Below are 16,824 nucleotides of genomic sequence, written 5' to 3' on the forward strand. Positions count from 1 at the left end.
TCTTGACTCCGATTATGGATTTGATTGAAACGTCAATATTTTCAAGAGGATGCCTTGGAGCTTGACGTGTCCCTGCACCCATAGCGATCAAGTGCGCCTGTCTGCCACTGAAAAAGCCAAGTGGAGAGTGGGCATTTCAAGGTTAAAATGATGAGCTGTTGAAAAAATGGCGGGACATCAAAAAGGCGGGACATCAGAAAGGCATAGTATAAAAATAAAACAGCTCCAAACGCCAGAACAAACCCTGGCCGACTCAGTCAGTCTATTGAATGCTCCCCATCATTTCGACCAAAATTCACTCTTCCCAGCCCGGAAACATGCCCGACAGTTTCAACACAACCCCCTGATCCTTACCCGGACGCCCCAACACTTTCAGTAAATTTTTCAAGCCCCGGTCAGACATATCCCGGGGAGTGAGGGTGCCATCCAGGCGATAGCGGCCACTCCACTCCAAACGCAACGTCAGATCCGCCAGAATATCGCTGTCCAGATCCCGGATCACCACATCCATCCCCTCCCCCCGGGTCAGGGCATCCATCCGGTATTGGCCCAGCTTGCGATTGAGGGGGGGGCCTACGGAGACATCGTGGAGAAGGGCCTGACCGGTCAGGGTTTCAATCCCGGCCTCAGCCAGCGCCACCTCTTCCAGGGTGAGGCTCATCTCCCCGCTGATGCCCGCCGGCAGATCCAGCTGTAACTGGCGGATGGTTTTGTCCAAAGCCAGATCCGCCGTCACTCCGGTGAGTTTCAGGCCATCCAACCCCCCAAACCCCACCCAGCCGGATCCAGTTGGTTTTTGCCCATCGATACCAAACTGAAAATCAAACCCAGCTTGCCCCAGCAAAAGCCCCAGAGGCGCAAATTGCCAGGTGAGCCTCTCAATCCGCCACCCTTCCCAAGTGGCTGAGGCCGCCTCACCGGACCAGATGGAACCGTTGATTCCCTGTAGCTCAAGGGGAGCCACTTGTGTCTCGATCAACTCAAAGGCGTATCGGGCGGGCCACTGGCTGAGCAGAAAATAGCCGTAGGCGAAGAGCGCCAGAAGAAGATATCCCCGGCTTTTCATTCTGCCCCCGTGCGGCTCAACACCAACCTGGCCCGTACCTGGCCCGGGCTATCCTCCAGATCGATATTGATGCTGGATACGACAATGCCATACTCATCCCTCAGGATTAAAAGCCAAGCATGAATTTTGTCGAAGGGGGCCTCCTCAAACCAGAGGCGGACCTGATTTTTGCCCTTGGGCTCCACCCGTTTGAGCACCTCTCCCAAACCGCCGTTGCGGGCGGTTTTGTTGGCGATGGTAAGCAGAGAGCCCTCCTTGGATTTTTTCTTTTTTTGGCCTTTTTTATCGCCCTTTCCGACCGATTTTTCCAGGCGTTTGACCTCCTTGGCCGACTGCTCCATCCACTGGATGGTCTCCAACCGATCAGCCAGAATGACCTCCCGTACTTCGATTTCATCGAGCATGGGCAGCCACCACAAAAACACCATTCCCAAAAGCAGCAGAGCAAGCCCGCCCCCGATCAGCACCAGGCGTTCCCGCTGGGAGAGGGCGCTCAAATATTGCTGGACCATTTCCAGGTTCATGAGCCACCTCCCCGGATGCGCAGGTGGCTCTCCACCCCCTCCTCCCCTTGGGAAGCGGATTGAATTTCAACACGCATTCCCTGAACCTGATTGAGCTTGCCCTTCAGTCGGTCGAGCTTGTCCAGGTCGGGAATACGCAGGTGGAGATCCATCTCGCCCTTGTTATAGCGCAGGCGATAGGGGGTGGCCCCGGAGACATCCCCGATCAAAGGACCGAGCCCCTCCAGCAAGGAGAGAAAATCACCACCATTCCCCCCCTCCTGCCCCCCCTTGCGCAGCTCGGCCAGGCGCTGATTCATCTGCACCTTGGCGTTGACCACCCGTTTGGCATCGGGAAAAGTGGTGAGAAAAATGGTTTTGATCCGCTCATCCAGAGTAGCGATGCGTTGGGCCAGCTGCTGGTTGTCCACCACAGCCACCCCCCCCCGGAGCAGCAGCCAGCCCAGCAGCAGAATCAGTGTCAAACGAAAAGGCCGCCACACCTCCTGCCACTGGCGGGAAGGACTGAAAAGCCCCTGGAGAAGATTGATGCCCCCGCCAGGAGAATAACCCTTGGCCAACCGCTCCCAAAAATCTCCGACCCCCTCCTCCAGGGTGAGGGAAATATCGGTATCGGTAAAATCGGGCAGCGCCAAATCGCCGCCGGTATGGTTGACCACCCGGATGGCGCCGTGGGTGGGGCGACTCTCCCCGGTCAGGGCCAGCTTGAGCAGGGCTTCCAGATTTTGGGGATCCGCCGCAAACCCTTCCCGCTCTCCCGTGCGCACCAGGGCCATTTCCGGGGTGACCATCACGCTCCAGGAGCCGATTTCAAAGGGGACAAGCAAGGGTTCACAGGCCATCACATCGGGATGGATGCCAGCCTGTTTTAACAGGGTCATCCAACCGGACAGCAGCTCCCGGGCCACCACCGCCACCGGCCAAAAGCCATCTGAAGAGCGATTTTCAACCGCAAAATGGAGCTTTTCCACCGGGCTTGCCAGCTGCTCCTCCAGCTGAAAGGGGACCGCTTTTTCCAGGTTGGCGCGGCTGGTTTTGGGCATGCGCACCCGGGTCAACAGCAGATCCGTGCCGGGGGCCACCGCCACCACCTTGCGGCCCTTGATGGCAACAGCCTTGCGATCCAACGCCCCCATGGGCTCCAGGCTGACGCGGTTGCCCGCACCCCGCTCCGGATCCACCAGGGTGAAGTGCTCACCACCGGCCCGGGGCAAAAACAGAAAAACCGGAGAAGCCACCCTAAAGCCTCCCCTGCTCGCGGCTGAGAACCTTGGTTTTGTCGCTGTCCCGATGAATCAGGCTTTTGAGGCGCAGATGGCCATCGCCTATCCGGACATCCCCCTGAACCCCAAAATAGCTGCTGCTCACCGCGAGTAGATCCTCTTCCAGGGTGCGCCCTGCAAGGGCTTCGTTGGCGATAAAATCACTCACCGACGCAAATTCCTCCATTTCGCGGCTCGACACCAGAGACTCCGCATCCCCCCTGGTGATCTCCTCCCCCAGGGCCATGAGCAGCTCTTGGGGGGCGGTATTGATATTAATGGCCGTCCATTCCGGCAAAACCGTGACCAAAGGGGTCAGTCTATCATAGATCGTCTCCTGCTCCCCAGTCCCGCTCTCCTCCTCCACCACATCCACCAACACCGACATCCCTTCCATCAAACGCAATTCAGTGACACTTTTCAGGGGTTGATCCCCGGGGCGAATGGGGGAAGAGAGACCCAGATAAAAAAGCTCCTCCAAACCGCCGGGTTCGGTCATATCCTGGTCGGCATCCAACCAATCCACCACCACGTCCGCCAAAGAGCTATCCAGCTCCAGGGTGGTCAAAAGGCGCTTGAACAGGGCCAGATCCTTTTCACTGACTTTGCCATCCTTGATGAGATTGTTGAGGTTGAAACGCCCTTGAAGATCCTCGATACGACCGGAAACCTCCCCCCCGGTCACCGGCATGGGGGGCAGCTCTTGGGCCCAATCCTCCGACAGACCGTCAATGGTGCTCTCCGAGCCATCCCGGGACAAAACCCCCCTGGCCCAGGATTCCCCCCCCAAAGCCATGAGATAGGATTGGTCGTGGCTGAAAAAATTGGCGGAGCGACGTATGGCCACCCGCTGTTTGGTGACCATGCCCACCACGGTGATGGTGGCCAGAGAGACCACCAGCAGCGCCGTCAGGAGGGCGACACCTTGTTGGTTTTTGAGGAAAATCGAGTTCAAGTTCAGATTCAAGAATAATGTCCGTTGATCACGCTGATTCAAGTTCAAGATTAATTGCCGCTGGCCACTCTGAACAGACGACGAATTTCGCCCCAACCATCCACCTCCAACACCACTTCCACCCCCCTGGGGAGATCATTGGCCTCTTCCGCTTCTACCGGCGGCCAGAATTCATGCCAGTTGAGGGAACCATCCAAAAAGCGAATTTCAGCCCGCTTCACCCCCTCCAACAGCAGCGCCGACTCCTTGGCCGCATCCGGTGCCCGATCCAACGTCCACCAATAGTGACGCTCCAGTTTTTCCTCTTCCAGCCGATAAGCCACCCGCTGCAAACCACTCCGACGCACCTTTCTGGGGTTGGGCCAGCCCTGCCTGGTCAACTCCAACAACCACTCCGCCCCCTCGCCACCCACCAAAGCCGAACGCTGCAAACCATCCTCATCCTTGATCCCCCGCCCCACCATCTGCTCCACATCCCGCTCCATGAAGGCAAAGGCCACCTGCAACCGGGAGAGGGATTCCGCCTGGAAGGAAACCCGCTCCTCCACCCGCAACAGCGCCGACAATCCCCCATAGGCCATGGTCGAAAGCACCGCAAAAACCGCCAGAGCCACGATCAATTCAATCAAGGTAAAACCAGCAGCACAAATCGGGGGGCTGCCGGTCGGGGGAGTGCTGGTCGGGGGGGTGCCGGAAGGATAACGCTCCCCAACCACACGAGGTACTCTTGGCACCACACTCCCCGCCACCCTCCGGCAAAAACCACGATCAAGGTTGGGCAAGATAGGCCTCCAACCGGGAGAGAGGAGTCGGATCATCCCGTTCGGCTCTCACCTCCACATCCAGACGCCGCATGGTGCTTTCCGGTGTGGAGGAGACCACCACCGTCCAGTGCCAGGTGCGACCGGCCATCTCCTCCTCCCCCTTGAAGAGATCCGGATCAGACCAATCCCGCCGGATCTGCCGCTCGGCGACCTGATTCATCGCCACCCAGTGGGCCAGGGTGCGATCCCTGAGATAAATCGCATTTTTGGCCTGGACGCCGCTCCCCCGAATCATCGCCGCAAACCCCACCGCCAACACCGCCAACGCCGCCAACACCTCAAACAGCGTAAAGCCCCCTGAAGAGCGGCAAGGGCTTCCAGCAGGATGACCCTCATGGGAGCGGGAACGCCTCAAAAGCCTCACTCCTGCGCCTCCCCCTCTCGCTTCAAGCCACCCGCCGCATTGCCCTTCAGGGTATAGAGAACCTCCCCCTCCCGACGAATTTCCAATTCAAAAGGGGTCCACTCCCCGCTGGAATAAAAAAAGAGCTGGGGGGTACCCTGCTTTTTTTTCTCCAGTGTCACCTTTTCCCCCTCCACCGTCAGATAAAAACGGGCATCCGCCACCAGGGTACGATCCTTCATCAGAGAACCGTCACTCACCGCTCCCCAGTGGCCGGAGGCATCAAACAGCCGAAAGCCATACCCCGTCCGGGTCAATTCCAGGCCATACTCCCCAAAGTTGAACATCGCCTCCTCCCCAGCCAGGGTGATCAACGCCTGCAAGCGGCGCACCTCCTGATGCAGCAGACGCTCAGGCCCGGAAGTGCCCACAGAGAGCGCCCCCATGCTGATGACGATCCCGACGATAAAGAGTACCACCAGGAGTTCAAGCAGGGTAAAGCCGCCCTGGCGAGTTGGATTGAGAGAGGGCGAAATAGTCAGGCGACGAGGCTGAAAAGGAAAACGAGCCCTCCGGTGACAAGAACGGGAGGCGGGCACATGCCTCTGGAGAGAGGTGCTGCGTCTCATAGGATGGTTCCAAGGGGAATCCGGCTGGATGGGAAGGCGCTTGGAGAGGCTGAAAAACCCTGGCCTCTCCAGGCTTTCAGACCTACTCCAGATTCCAGTTACCGATATCGGCGTTGTTGCCCTCACCCCCTTCGATGCCGTCGGCACCCAGGGTGTAGATATCCATGGCGCCGTGCTGGCCGGGATTCAGGTAGAGATATTCCCGGCTCCAGGGATCTTGAGGCACCCGGGGGAGATAGCCGCTGGCGTTCCAGTTGGGGGGTTCCGGGTCGTTTTCGGGCTTTTTCACCAGGGCTTCCAGCCCCTGGTCGGTGGTGGGGTGGACAAAATTATCCAGCTTGTAGAGATCCAGGGCGCCTTCGATGGTGCGGATATCCTGTTTGGCCTTGACGATACGGGCCTGGGCGGGGCGATCCATCACCCGGGGGACGACCAGGGTGGCGAGCACGGCGAGAATCACCACCACCACCATGATTTCAATGAGGGTGAATCCCCCTTCCCTCTGGATACGGCTGACATTCATAACGGCTGTTTCCTCATCTGATCGCCCCGGAATCGGGGAGATCGGTTATTGGATTAATTGGTTCAGGTCAAAAACCGGCAGCAACACCGCCACCACAATGGTGAGCACCAAGCCCCCCATCAACAATATCATCAAGGGTTCGAAGAGTGCCGACAGGGTAGCCACCAGGCTCTCCACTTCCCGCTCCTGGGCTTGGGCGGCCCGCTCCAGCATGCCGGCCAGATTGCCACTGGTTTCGCCACTGGCGATCAAGTGTACCACAAGGGGCGAAAAAAGATTGCTGGCCGAAAGCGCCGGAGAGAGCCCTCCCCCTTCGCGCACCTTGCTGGCAGCATGCTCCACAGCCCCGCGCATGGGGAGATTTTCCACCACTCGGCTGGCCACCTTGAGCCCTTCCAAAACCGGCACGCCACTGGCGGTCAGCACCCCGAAGGTACGCACAAAGCGGGCGGAGTTGAGCCCCCGCTCCAGGCGATTGACCAGGGGGGTCATTAGAAGCAGCCGATGCACCATCCAGCGGATTTTTTTTTGCCGCAACAAGACCCGCCCGGTCAAAAAAATACTCCCCAGCCCGATCATGATCGTCCCGCCATGGTTGCGCAGGAGATCACTGGCTGCGATCAACATTTGGGTCAGCCACGGCAGTTCCTGATCAAAATCTTCGAACACCGCAACCACTTCAGGCACCACAAAGGTGAGCAAGGCTGCACTCACCAGCAGGGCAAACACCAGTACGATCAGGGGATAGAGCATGGCGAGCATGACACTTTGGCGCAGCTTTTGGCTGTTTTCCAGATAATCCGCCAGCCGCTCCAGCACGCCATCGAGTTTACCCGACTGTTCACCGGCGGCGACGGTTTCTCGAAAGAGGCTGGAAAAAATATGGGGAAACTCGGCAAACGCCACCGCCAGGGCGTGGCCTTCCAGCACTTTGGCGCGCACTGCCCGGAGCACGTTGGCCAGGCGTTTTTTATTGGTTTGGCGGCTGACGGCGGCCAGGGCTTCTTCCAGGGGCAGTCCGGCGGCAACCAGGGTGGCCAGTTGTCGGGTGGCCAGGGTCAGTTCGGCGGTGCCCACACCTCGGGTTTGGAAGAGGGGTTTTGAGGTGCCTTTGTCGGATTGGCGCACGGAGATGACGGCGATAGGGGCCAACCCCTGCTCTCGCAGTTGGGCACGGACTTCCCGGGGGGTATCCCCTTCCATCACGCCCTTGCGTTTGCCTCCCTCGGCATCCAGGGCTGTATATTCGAATGCACCCATCCGTAATGTCCCGCCATCCCCTCTGAAAGTTTACCTTAATCCTTTATCCTACCAACAAACCACAAAGGATCCCGGAAAAAAAAGCCCTTTCCAAGCCGCCAAAAACAGAAACGGGAGGCCCGAAAGCCCCCCGATCCAAATCATTCAACCATCCTTTTACAGCGCTACATTCCTGACGCCCGGGAGCGGCCCTGCGGGTCCACCCTTGTTGACCAGCCATCAAGGCCCGGTCATCACCAAGCGGATGGCAGCGCCCTTGGGACGCTTGGCGGTATCCTTGCGGTCCACCAGCCGGCCAGCCACCTGAAACAGGGTCTGCTGCCGGTCGTTTTTGAGGATGGTCAGTTCGGGACGTACTTCCATCAGGGCGTAGAAGGCCCCGATTCCCCGTTGGGTGGCCAGATTCCAGTTGGCCCGGAAGCGGCTGGAGCCCACCGGGGCCTGGCTGGAGTGGCCTTCGATGATCACGGCATCCAGGCGGGTGGTGCTCGCCCCCCCTTCACACTCCGAGCCTCCCGGGGTGATCCGCCCGGCATAGCAGGGCAGCTTACTGATGAACACCTCACCCAGGTGACTTAAGACCTGCTTTTCGTAGTCACCCAGTTGATTGGAGGCACTTTTGAAGCGAAATTGATTGGGCAGGTAGAGCACCCCTTCCTTCGCATCGGCACGCACATCCACCCCGAGGTCGCCGAGCTTGCTGTGCAAGGCCCCAAGCAGCGACTCCCTGACAGCCAATGCATCGGCGCTGGTGTTGCCCTGGGGGCTTGCTGCACCGGGGGATTGGGTCGCCACAACAGGCGCTTCCACCACGGCGGGGACGATCTGTTCGGGTTGGAGTTCCGGCAGGATGGGGGCGGTGATGGCCGGGATCGCCGTGACCGTGGCCCCAACCGGCTCATCCACGACCGGCTCATCCAAAATCGTGGGTTCAATGACTTCTACCTGGGCCACCGGAGGTTCGATCACCAGAGCTGGCTCATCCATCACCGGCAGGGCATCCGGTGCCCCTGCAAAGCTGCTCTGCTCTTCGGCAATCATCGCTTCCAGATCCTGGTTGCGCTGATTGAGCAGATCGATCTGTTCGTCCTGTAGGCCGATTTGACGGGTCAGGTCGGTGATTTCAATGCCCAACTCCTCTACCACCGGATCGACGGTCTGTTGATGGCTGTCTTGATTGTCAGCGGCTGAAACGGGGTCTGTTGACGCATCTGTCGCCAAAATGCCGACATGATCCAGGCACAGACGATCAAAGGTGGCCTGGACCCCTTCGAGCTTGGCGGTCAGCTCCCTGCGCTGGGCGATCAAGTTGGTGAGGGTTTGGCGAACCTGGCTGGCATCCCCTGGGGATACCGGCAGCGTGGCCGATGTAGAGATCCCAGGCATCCCCCCGGGGACTGGTGGCGCGCCGCTCCGGGTGACCTGGCCCAACCCTGCAACGCTCTCCACCCGGTCGCTGAAGTAGGCCCCAACGAACAAAACGATCACCAGCAGCAGCAGGCTGATCACCAGTTCGATCACAAATACCGAAAATCCTCTGTTCACCGTTTGCGGCCCCTTGCCCGGTATGGTGACCGGAGAGTTTGCCCCGGCACCTGGTCTTGATCGAAAACTCAAGAGTGGATAGCCGGTGGATCGTCAGGAATCAGCTCCGGCTATCTCTTCTGTTTAAAACCCTCCAACAGCTCCCCCAGATCCCGCTTGGGGCCTGTGGGCCACTGCCGTTTTACCTTCTCCCCGGTGCCTGGCAGGATACCTGCCGGATCCACCTGTTCATCAAGATAGGGATTTGTCTCATCTGGAACCTCGTTTGGGTTCCGGGTGGCCAGGGCCGATGATTTTTCCGCCCCCCGGCTCTTTTTCCCTGAACGCCCCTGTTTGGCGACCTCTCTTCCCGGAATGGCTTGACGCCGGGTGAGAAACCGCTCCAACACTTCGCCAAAACCTCGGGTGGCCTGTTCAAATTCTACAGCTGGCCCGAGCTGCCAGCCTCCTTCCCCGTCCACCGGTGGAAGAAACCCGTGCCCCGTACCCTTGGCAACAGCTTGTGAAATCTCTGCCTCCCCTTCCCCAGAGGAGTCTGGCCTTTTTTCACCCGGCCTTATAAAAGGCGCCTGGGGCTTGGGAGCCGGAGGCTTGGGCCTGGCAAAGGAATCCGCCAGATCGGTGCCGGGCAGTTCTGATGCCATGAATGGCTCTGGGGGGGCTTGCTCCCCGGAAAAATCCCCTCCCTCTGGAGCCGCCTCGCCAGGAACAGAAGAAGGCTCCTGGGGGGTAGAGGGATGCTCACCCACCGGCGATGGCTCTAAATGCCGGGTCGGGGGCTCTTCAGGCAGACGCCCCTCATGGGATATATCACTCTCCTCCTCCACCGGCTTCGGCTTGGGAGAAGGTGTTGGAAAGGGTGTCACCGGCTGCTGGTTGGGTTCCCGGGGATCCTGCACCAGGGTCATCACCGGCTTGCTACTGCGCTTGACCGGTGGTGCCAGGGGATCCCGGGATAATTTACCATCCACCTGGAGCATCAGGCCGTAGACCCGCTCCAGATCCGCCATGTTGCCTTCCAAAAATTCCGCCAGCAGCATGAAGGGCTCATCCAACGCCCGCAGCTCCTGGGCTTGATAACCAAACAGCTCTTCCAGCCGTCCGATCTGATCCCCCAGCCCAACCAACCCCTGGGCCACCCGTGGGTCTGACAGGGGGGCTCCTTCCTGGATGACCTGAGTGAGATTCCTGACTGTTGTCCGCAGGCTTTCGGTCTCGCCACCCAAGGGGGCACGCAGTTGGTTGGAAACCACCCGCAACAGCCGCTCCAGGGCTTTTTCCTGAAAGCCGGAGAGTCCGGCATCATCGGCTTTTTGGCCATCCGGCGTCTCTTCCCCCACCCGGACCGCCAGGTTGGCCAGAGCCGCCGCCCCTTCCCGGCTTTCGATAATCTCCAGAGAGGCGTCCAGCTGCCGGGAGATCGTGCGCAGAAGGTCGGCCTGTTCGGAGACGCTCTTTTGCAGAGCTTGCTGCAATTTTTCTGCCAATTCACCAGCCACTTGCCGCAATCCCGTTTCCTGGCCAGCCACCAGGCGGGCCATCTCCTGCTGAAGATTGTGCAGCAGCTCATCCACCATCATCCCCGGCCCATCCACCATCACCCCGGGGCTGCTATCGGGCTTAGGCTGTAGCCATCGGCTACTGCCGGCTTCCAGAGCGGTGGAAATCTCCCCCGCCGCCCGGTCCAGACGTTCGGCCACCTCCGAAGAGGCCCCACCCAGCTCCCCGGCCACATCCGCCAAGGCGCGACGCAGAGCCGCTTCATGGCTCTGGGCCATCTCCTGCACCCCCATCCGAGCCGCCTCCAGAAGGGGCTCCAGGGGAATGAGGCCGTTGCCGCTCCAACCGCTTTTGGCCTCAGGGGTTCCTGCATCAACGCCCCCCGCCTGGGTCTGGGCTTCCATGGCGCTTCCAACCACCGGTAGAGCGGCAGCCAAACGCTTGGAAATCCGGTCCAGAAGGGCAATCTCCTCGCTCATCACCCCCTGCACCTCCCGGGTGACGCTGCCCAGGGCTTCCACCAAGGCGGATTCATGCCCCTGCAACAGCCGTCCAGCCTCCTGGCGCAAACCATCCAGATGGGACTCCAGGGTGGGCAGGGTGACAATCTGATCCTCCAGAGCGGTCAAAGAGCGACCCAGCTGATCAGCCACCCGCTCCAAAGCCGCCGCACCCGCCTGCATCCCATCATCCGTCCCAGCCGCTGGCGCTTGGCCAACCGACGCCCGCTCCTGCCTGTCAGCCAGACTCTCTCGGATATCGATCGCCACCTGCTCCAAGGCGGATCGAATCGACTCCCCATGACCTTGAGAGGCCGCTTCACCCGCCTGTCTGACCGCTTCCAGCAAAGGCTCCAGGGTAATGGCCCCCTGACTCTCCCCGCGCGCATCCGAAACCGGAACAGAGGTGGCCAGCTGGGCGGAAATTTGCCCCAAAAGCGCCATCTCCCCCTCACGGCTGCGTTGGACCTCTTGTGCCACCGAGGCCAACGCCTGCTCCAGGGCGGCCTGCTGTTGGGCCATCTGCCGGATCATCTCCTGCCCGGTCTGTTCCGAGAGGCCTGCATCGTCTTCGGCAGCAGGCGCCACCGGAGAAGCCGCAGCAGAGGATCTCCCCTCCACCATCGCCGCCGATACCTCCGCCAGGGTTTCCGAAACCCGGCCCAGCACCTTTTCCAGGGTATTCTCCCGCTCTTCCAGCAGCTGTACCAATGGCTGGGAACCCCCGCCGCCAGCCAGCTGGCTGCGCATCTCCGTCACCACCTGCCTCAAGGCTGTCTCAATCGCCTGCCCATGCCCCCGGGAGGCCGCCTCCCCCGCTTCCCGGACCGCATCCAGGAGGGGTTCCAGGGTCACACTGCCACGCTCTTCACCCACCTCATCGGTCACCGGCACATGCAGGGCGAGTTGCGCCGAAATTTTCCCCAGGAGCACCATTTCCGACTCCCGGCCCAGCTTCACTTCATGGGCCAGAGCCGCCAAAGCTTCCACCAGCTCCCCATCCCGATCCGTCAACGACCGGGTCAACCGCTCCACATCACCGGAAATCGACTGACTGGCTGCCAGCAGCTCCCCATCCCGATCCGTCAACGACCGGGTCAACCGCTCCACATCACCGGAAATCGACTGACTGGCTGCCAGCAGCTCCCCATCCCGATCCGTCAACGACCGGGTCAGCTGGGCCACATCACCGGAAATCGACTGACTGGCTTCCACCACAGTCTGAATCTCACGCTCCCCAACGGCCTGGGTACCACGACCACTCTCCTCAACCGCCTGGATTCCACGCTCTCCAACCGCCTGTGGCTCACCATCACCCCCCTGCCACACCACCGGCTCCGGCAGCCCAGCCAGCCGCGATCCCAAGACAGCCGACACCTGATCCAGCTTGTCCGATACCCGCTCCAGGGCATCTTCCAGGGTGGCTTCCCACTCTTCCAAAAGTTGCAAAAACCCGGAACTGTCCTCTGACGGAAGCGGTTGAATCTCCCGAACCGGTCTGGGATCCCGAGCCACTGCCGCCACCTCGCCCAGGCGCTCCTTCATCTCCACCGCCACCTGGGTGAGTGCGGCCCGGATCGACTCCCCATGGCCCCGGGACGCTTCTTCCCCGGCTTCCCGAACCGCCTCCAGCAGAGGCTCCAGGGAGATCTGACCCGTCCCCTCCCCGGTTTGCTCCTGGAGGGTGACCGTGGTGGCCAGCTGTCGGGATATTTTTTCCAGCAGCGCGACTTCTTCACCCACGCCGCTTTTCAAGGTATCGGTCACCGCTTGCAGATTATCACGCAGGGCTTTTTCCTGGCTCTTCACCAGGGCCTCCCCTGCCGCCTCCACCGCCGCCATCAGGGGGGTCAGGGCCTCTTCCGAGGGGGTGGCATTTTCCTGGGCTGCCAAAATATCATCCAGCTGGGTGGAAATTCTCAACAGCAGGGTCTGCCCCTGTTCCGTTTCAGAACCACCACTCCCACCGGTAGAAAGAGCCGCATCCCGCAAAGCCTCTCTAAAAACAACCTCCTGAGCCCGGATCAGCTCCCCCGCCGCCTCTTTGACCGCCACCACCACCGGCTGGAAAGCCCCCTCACTCACTGTGAGAGCCCCTTCCCCTGCTGCCAGACCTGCTCCCGCTGCACCTGCCACGGGATCCCCGGCAACCGAGGCATCCTCTCTCCCCAAAACCACCATCCGATCATCCAACCGCTGGGTCAGCTGCTGGAGAATCCCCTCCCCCTCAACCCCCAACTCCCGCACAGCGTCAGTCAGCCCCCCGAAGGAGCGGGTGATCGCCTCATCCTGGGCCGCCACCACCCGGGAAAAACCGGTTTCCAGGGTTTCCACCAGAGAGCCATCCACCAAAGCGTTCGCCCCCTGAACAGTGGAATCATCCCCCTCAACAGAGGAGCTCTCCAGCTGGGTGAGTCCCTGGTCGAGGCGCTCGAAAATGCGCTGTAAAAGTTCGGTCTCTCCCCGAGGCTGCCCCAGGGTCAGATCGAGCTTGGTAGAGATGCCCTGGAGAATTTCCAGCTCGTCCCGGCTACCCGCTTCCAAACGCCGGGAGACCCCCTCAAGCAACCGCTCAAGGAGCGCTTCCCCATGCCGGGCAAACCGCTCCCCTTCATCCCGAATGGCAACGATCAGAGGCTCCAACGAAACCGCTGCCGCCTCGCCACCAGCGCCACTCTCCACCTGGACCATGGGGGTCTGACCCACCCCGGCTGCGATGCGCCGCAAAAGTTCCGTATCCTCCCGAGGAGCGGACAGGGCTTGATCCAGACGGGTGGAAAGCCCCTGCAACACCTCCACCTCTCGCCCGACAGCCTCCTGCAAACGCCCGGACAATCCCCCCAAAAGCCGCGCCAGCTGGGCTTCCCCCTCCTGACTTTGGCGTATCCCCTCCTCCTGAATCACCTTCAGCAGGGGATCCAGATTCAGGGTCTGGGATTGGGATTGGCTTTGAGCAGGCTGCTCGACGGCTTCGGCGATGCGGGTCAGCAGAGAGGCTTCGACATCGGATGGAATCTGGGGAGAGGGGTGTTCGATGGCTTCGACAATGCGGGAAAGCAGGGAAACCTCGACATCGGATTGACTCTGGAGGCCGGTCAGCAGCTCCTGGCGCAGTTCGTTGAGGGCGGATTGGTTCAGGCTGGCCAGCTCCTGCCAATTTTCACGCATCCCCTCGATGAGGGGTTCCAGGTTGAGCGGCATGGGCGCCAAAGCAGGAAGAGCGCCCTCTGCCCCAACCCTGGTCCCACTCTTTTCTCCTGCCTCTTCTCCAGCCCCTTCAGCCCCCCCGACGGGCAGAACGGAAATGCCCCCGAGACGCTCAGTCAAGGCTTCCAGGTGACGATTTTGTTTGCGAATTTCAGTGACTTGCTGGTTGGCGATCTGAGCCCCGGTGATACGCACCACCCGCTCATCGAGAATCCGGCAAAATCCCCCGGCCAGACGCTCCAGACGCCGCAGCCCCAGGCGAGCGCCCAAGGCGTAGTGGATGGCGGTAAAGATGCCCGCCACCAAACAGGTAAACTTAAAGGCGACCGAGCCGTAAAACCCCGTGAGCAGCGCTTCCGCTCCCCAGGGAAAAGCCGCCGTGAGGGTGGCTGTGGCCGGGTTGAAGGTCCCCATCAGGCCCAAAACAGTCAGAATAAAACCTAAGCCCACCAAGTGGGTCGGAACCCCCCGCAGGTGGTTCACATCCAGGTTGCGCTCAATCAAATTGGTAAAATTAAAAAATTCATCCGGCTTGCGGCTGCCCATCACCCGGGCATCCTCTGGGGCATGTATCAGGGTTTGGCGATAGGAGGTCCAGACCGATCCCAAGAGGGGGTTGTCGCTCAAATTGGCGTCGATCTCCTCAAAACGCCCGGCAAAATCGTCGGCATTTTCCGACGAAATGCGCACCTGGGAAAAGGCCTCCTCCAGGTGTCTCTCCAAAAAATCCAGGTGATGACGCCGGAGGATAATCCGTTCCCGAAGGCCCAGAGCCAAAATCAGGGCGACGAACAAAAGCACCATGATCTCGTGATTGAAGAGGTACATCAGCCAGTCAAACATACGGCTCTCTCCGCTAGATCCGCTAGATAGGAACTTCGACCACAATGTCGTGACATTTGATACAGCGCCCCGAAGGGGGGTGGTGCCGGGTGGAGTCGGGCAGGATGGGTGGCCCTACTTTTTTGATACTGGAGGCTTTTTCCCACATCTTGCCCACGGGGGTGATGGGCTGACTCCCGGGTGGTGCTCCCCCGGTGAAAAGATGACACTTGGTGCAGGGGCCCCAATAGCCGTGGGGCATTTTTTGGCCCGGCTTGATGACGGGAATGCGCCGCACCACCATCTTGCGGGTTTTTTTCGGTGCCACCATATCCACCATCGGCTCTTTGATGCTGGGCTCGGTGGGGGCTGGCATGGAGCCGAAAATTTCTCCCTGCATGGGCCGGTTCAGTTTTTCCGGAACCCACTTTTTCAGCAGCTTGCCACCGGATTGGCTGTTGGCAAACAGCCCCAGGCCCACCACCGCGAGCAGGAGAAGGGCTCCCAAAAACGGACCCTTTCCCTTATTGGGTTTGATGGGGGAGGCCATAACCGCTACCGAAGCTGGTTGGACCAGAGGGCAAAACCCTCATCGTTGCGCAACTGACAGGGTGTTCCCTGGGCGACGATCTTTTTGGCGTAGATGATGCCGTTGCGACTCTTGCCATCAAACTGAAACCCCACCCCGCTAATGTCCATATCGTGGAAAAGGGTGCATTTTTGGTAGTCCAAAAACCATTTCGGCGAAACGGAAATGTGCCGCTCCTGGCCGGTGGTGGCGTCGTTCAACCAGATGTGAATCTGACCATCCCGGCGGGGCATTTCGGAAATTTGCTGAATGCGTCCGGCAAACCGGACCCGGGGAGCTTGCTCAAAGGGCATGAGGCCGGGCTGGGCTTTGGTGATGCGTTTTTGCCGGGCATCGAAACGGCGTTGTTGGGCCGCCATGGAAGCTGGGGTTTGGGCCGCTACCGGCACGGCGGTGGCTGTCCCCGGACCTGCCCAGGTGACTGATCCCACAGGGCCTGCCTGCATGGCCGGAGAGTCAGGCTGAAAGCCCATGTTGAACAGACTGCTCGGCAGCAGCGCGACCACCACAACCCCCACCAGAAAGATGGCGGCCAGCATCCCGATCCACTCTTCGATTTTCATAACACTCCCCCTGCCAAGAGCCCGGTATCCAGACCCCGAACAGACTACTCGCTTTCCAAAAAAGGTTCCCGAACGATCAAACCATCCCCCAACGGCCCTTCCAGCCAATGGCTCCTGGCCGGTGCAAGGCATGATCCCGCGAAGATCGCCAGCCAACCCATCCATCAAGCAAAGTGTAATCCAACACGCCCGCCATCACCATGTTCCGGGCGCAAACCGATTGCTTTTGTAGTGATTCCGATCAAAATCAGCTCAAACCACCTCTCAAAAGCGCCCCGCTTTTATGGTTATCGTTCCCGGAAAAACGGACATCCAGGAAGAGATATGTCTCAGCTGAAACAGACATTAACACGCTGAACTTTCAGCCATTGCCAGAAAAAATGGCTGTTCCCGAGCCTTTGTGCGCACTCCCCCGAACGCCCCCTTGGGAAGGCGTGACGGTCAAAACGAAAACAGGTATTCGGCTTTTTCCGGAGGGACAGTTTTAAACAGCCCTCTTCTGGATCAAAAACCCCGGAGCCCCCACTCAAACCTCAGCATTCACCGGGTTCAAAAAGACCTGTACCCCACCAACATGCTCCATCTCATCGATAATTTTCTTCTGCAAAAATTCGACGATAAGGTCACCTTCATAAACCTTGAGGTTTTCATCCACCTCCACGCTCACCTCCACCTGCAACTCTTCACCCGTGGATCTGGCCCTGAGATAGGA

General features: G+C 60.0%; 14 protein-coding genes. All 14 read right to left on the reverse strand.

Translation table 11 applies throughout. The annotated features are described in order from the left end of the window. Positions 1-295: 295 nt before the first annotated feature. Entirely contained in the window at positions 296-1,066 is a 771-nt protein-coding gene (locus tag HQL52_17110; GenBank protein ID MBF0371171.1) for a type II secretion system protein N, read from the reverse strand. Continuing rightward, on the reverse strand, positions 1,063-1,590 hold the full coding sequence (locus HQL52_17115) for a type II secretion system protein M (protein ID MBF0371172.1): 528 nt from the start codon (positions 1,588-1,590) through the stop codon (positions 1,063-1,065). Before HQL52_17115 ends, HQL52_17110 begins: the two co-directional genes overlap by 4 nt. Next, positions 1,587-2,828, reverse strand: a complete 1,242-nt coding sequence (gene gspL, locus HQL52_17120) for a type II secretion system protein GspL (GenBank protein MBF0371173.1) — start codon at positions 2,826-2,828, stop codon at positions 1,587-1,589. The genes HQL52_17115 and gspL overlap by 4 nt, the downstream gene beginning before the upstream one ends. A 1-nt stretch (position 2,829) precedes the next feature. Further along, complete coding sequence (gspK, locus tag HQL52_17125; GenBank protein MBF0371174.1) at positions 2,830-3,807, reverse strand: type II secretion system minor pseudopilin GspK; 978 nt, start codon at positions 3,805-3,807, stop codon at positions 2,830-2,832. Positions 3,808-3,857: 50 nt separating this feature from the next. After that, on the reverse strand, positions 3,858-4,541 hold the full coding sequence (gene gspJ / locus HQL52_17130; protein MBF0371175.1) for a type II secretion system minor pseudopilin GspJ: 684 nt from the start codon (positions 4,539-4,541) through the stop codon (positions 3,858-3,860). A gap of 34 nt (positions 4,542-4,575) precedes the next feature. Continuing rightward, positions 4,576-4,986, reverse strand: a complete 411-nt coding sequence (gene gspI / locus HQL52_17135) for a type II secretion system minor pseudopilin GspI (GenBank protein MBF0371176.1) — start codon at positions 4,984-4,986, stop codon at positions 4,576-4,578. Positions 4,987-4,991: 5 nt separating this feature from the next. Then, positions 4,992-5,603: a type II secretion system minor pseudopilin GspH gene (gene gspH / locus HQL52_17140; GenBank protein ID MBF0371177.1), complete on the reverse strand. Its 612-nt coding sequence runs from the start codon at positions 5,601-5,603 to the stop codon at positions 4,992-4,994. A gap of 82 nt (positions 5,604-5,685) precedes the next feature. Continuing rightward, the gene (gene gspG / locus HQL52_17145) at positions 5,686-6,126 is read right to left on the reverse strand and encodes a type II secretion system major pseudopilin GspG (protein MBF0371178.1); all 441 of its coding nucleotides are present in this window, start codon (positions 6,124-6,126) and stop codon (positions 5,686-5,688) included. A gap of 45 nt (positions 6,127-6,171) precedes the next feature. Then, positions 6,172-7,386: a type II secretion system inner membrane protein GspF gene (gspF, locus tag HQL52_17150; GenBank protein MBF0371179.1), complete on the reverse strand. Its 1,215-nt coding sequence runs from the start codon at positions 7,384-7,386 to the stop codon at positions 6,172-6,174. Between the two features lie 219 nt (positions 7,387-7,605). Further along, complete coding sequence (locus tag HQL52_17155; protein MBF0371180.1) at positions 7,606-8,931, reverse strand: hypothetical protein; 1,326 nt, start codon at positions 8,929-8,931, stop codon at positions 7,606-7,608. Positions 8,932-9,041: 110 nt separating this feature from the next. Then, positions 9,042-14,981 (reverse strand): hypothetical protein, encoded by a 5,940-nt coding sequence (locus tag HQL52_17160; GenBank protein MBF0371181.1) that lies wholly within the window; start codon positions 14,979-14,981, stop codon positions 9,042-9,044. Positions 14,982-15,003: 22 nt separating this feature from the next. Next, positions 15,004-15,468 (reverse strand): magnetochrome domain-containing protein, encoded by a 465-nt coding sequence (locus HQL52_17165; protein ID MBF0371182.1) that lies wholly within the window; start codon positions 15,466-15,468, stop codon positions 15,004-15,006. A 47-nt stretch (positions 15,469-15,515) separates the two neighbouring features. Further along, positions 15,516-16,112, reverse strand: a complete 597-nt coding sequence (locus HQL52_17170) for a hypothetical protein (protein ID MBF0371183.1) — start codon at positions 16,110-16,112, stop codon at positions 15,516-15,518. A gap of 526 nt (positions 16,113-16,638) precedes the next feature. Continuing rightward, positions 16,639-16,824: cation transporter (locus tag HQL52_17175; protein ID MBF0371184.1), on the reverse strand; the 186-nt coding region annotated here is incomplete at its 5' end.

The organism is Magnetococcales bacterium, from assembly GCA_015232395.1.
In the GTDB taxonomy this organism is placed as follows: domain Bacteria; phylum Pseudomonadota; class Magnetococcia; order Magnetococcales; family JADFZT01; genus JADFZT01.

What these genes read in the sequence shown, in the direction of transcription:
- HQL52_17110 (MBF0371171.1), bottom strand. Translation starts at nt 1,066, where the DNA reads ATGAAAAGCCGGGGATATCTTCTTCTGGCGCTCTTCGCCTACGGCTAT.
- HQL52_17115 (MBF0371172.1), bottom strand. Translation starts at nt 1,590, where the DNA reads ATGAACCTGGAAATGGTCCAGCAATATTTGAGCGCCCTCTCCCAGCGG.
- gspH (MBF0371177.1), bottom strand. Translation starts at nt 5,603, where the DNA reads ATGAGACGCAGCACCTCTCTCCAGAGGCATGTGCCCGCCTCCCGTTCT.
- gspG (MBF0371178.1), bottom strand. Translation starts at nt 6,126, where the DNA reads ATGAATGTCAGCCGTATCCAGAGGGAAGGGGGATTCACCCTCATTGAA.
- gspF (MBF0371179.1), bottom strand. Translation starts at nt 7,386, where the DNA reads ATGGGTGCATTCGAATATACAGCCCTGGATGCCGAGGGAGGCAAACGC.
- HQL52_17160 (MBF0371181.1), bottom strand. Translation starts at nt 14,981, where the DNA reads ATGTTTGACTGGCTGATGTACCTCTTCAATCACGAGATCATGGTGCTT.
- HQL52_17170 (MBF0371183.1), bottom strand. Translation starts at nt 16,112, where the DNA reads ATGAAAATCGAAGAGTGGATCGGGATGCTGGCCGCCATCTTTCTGGTG.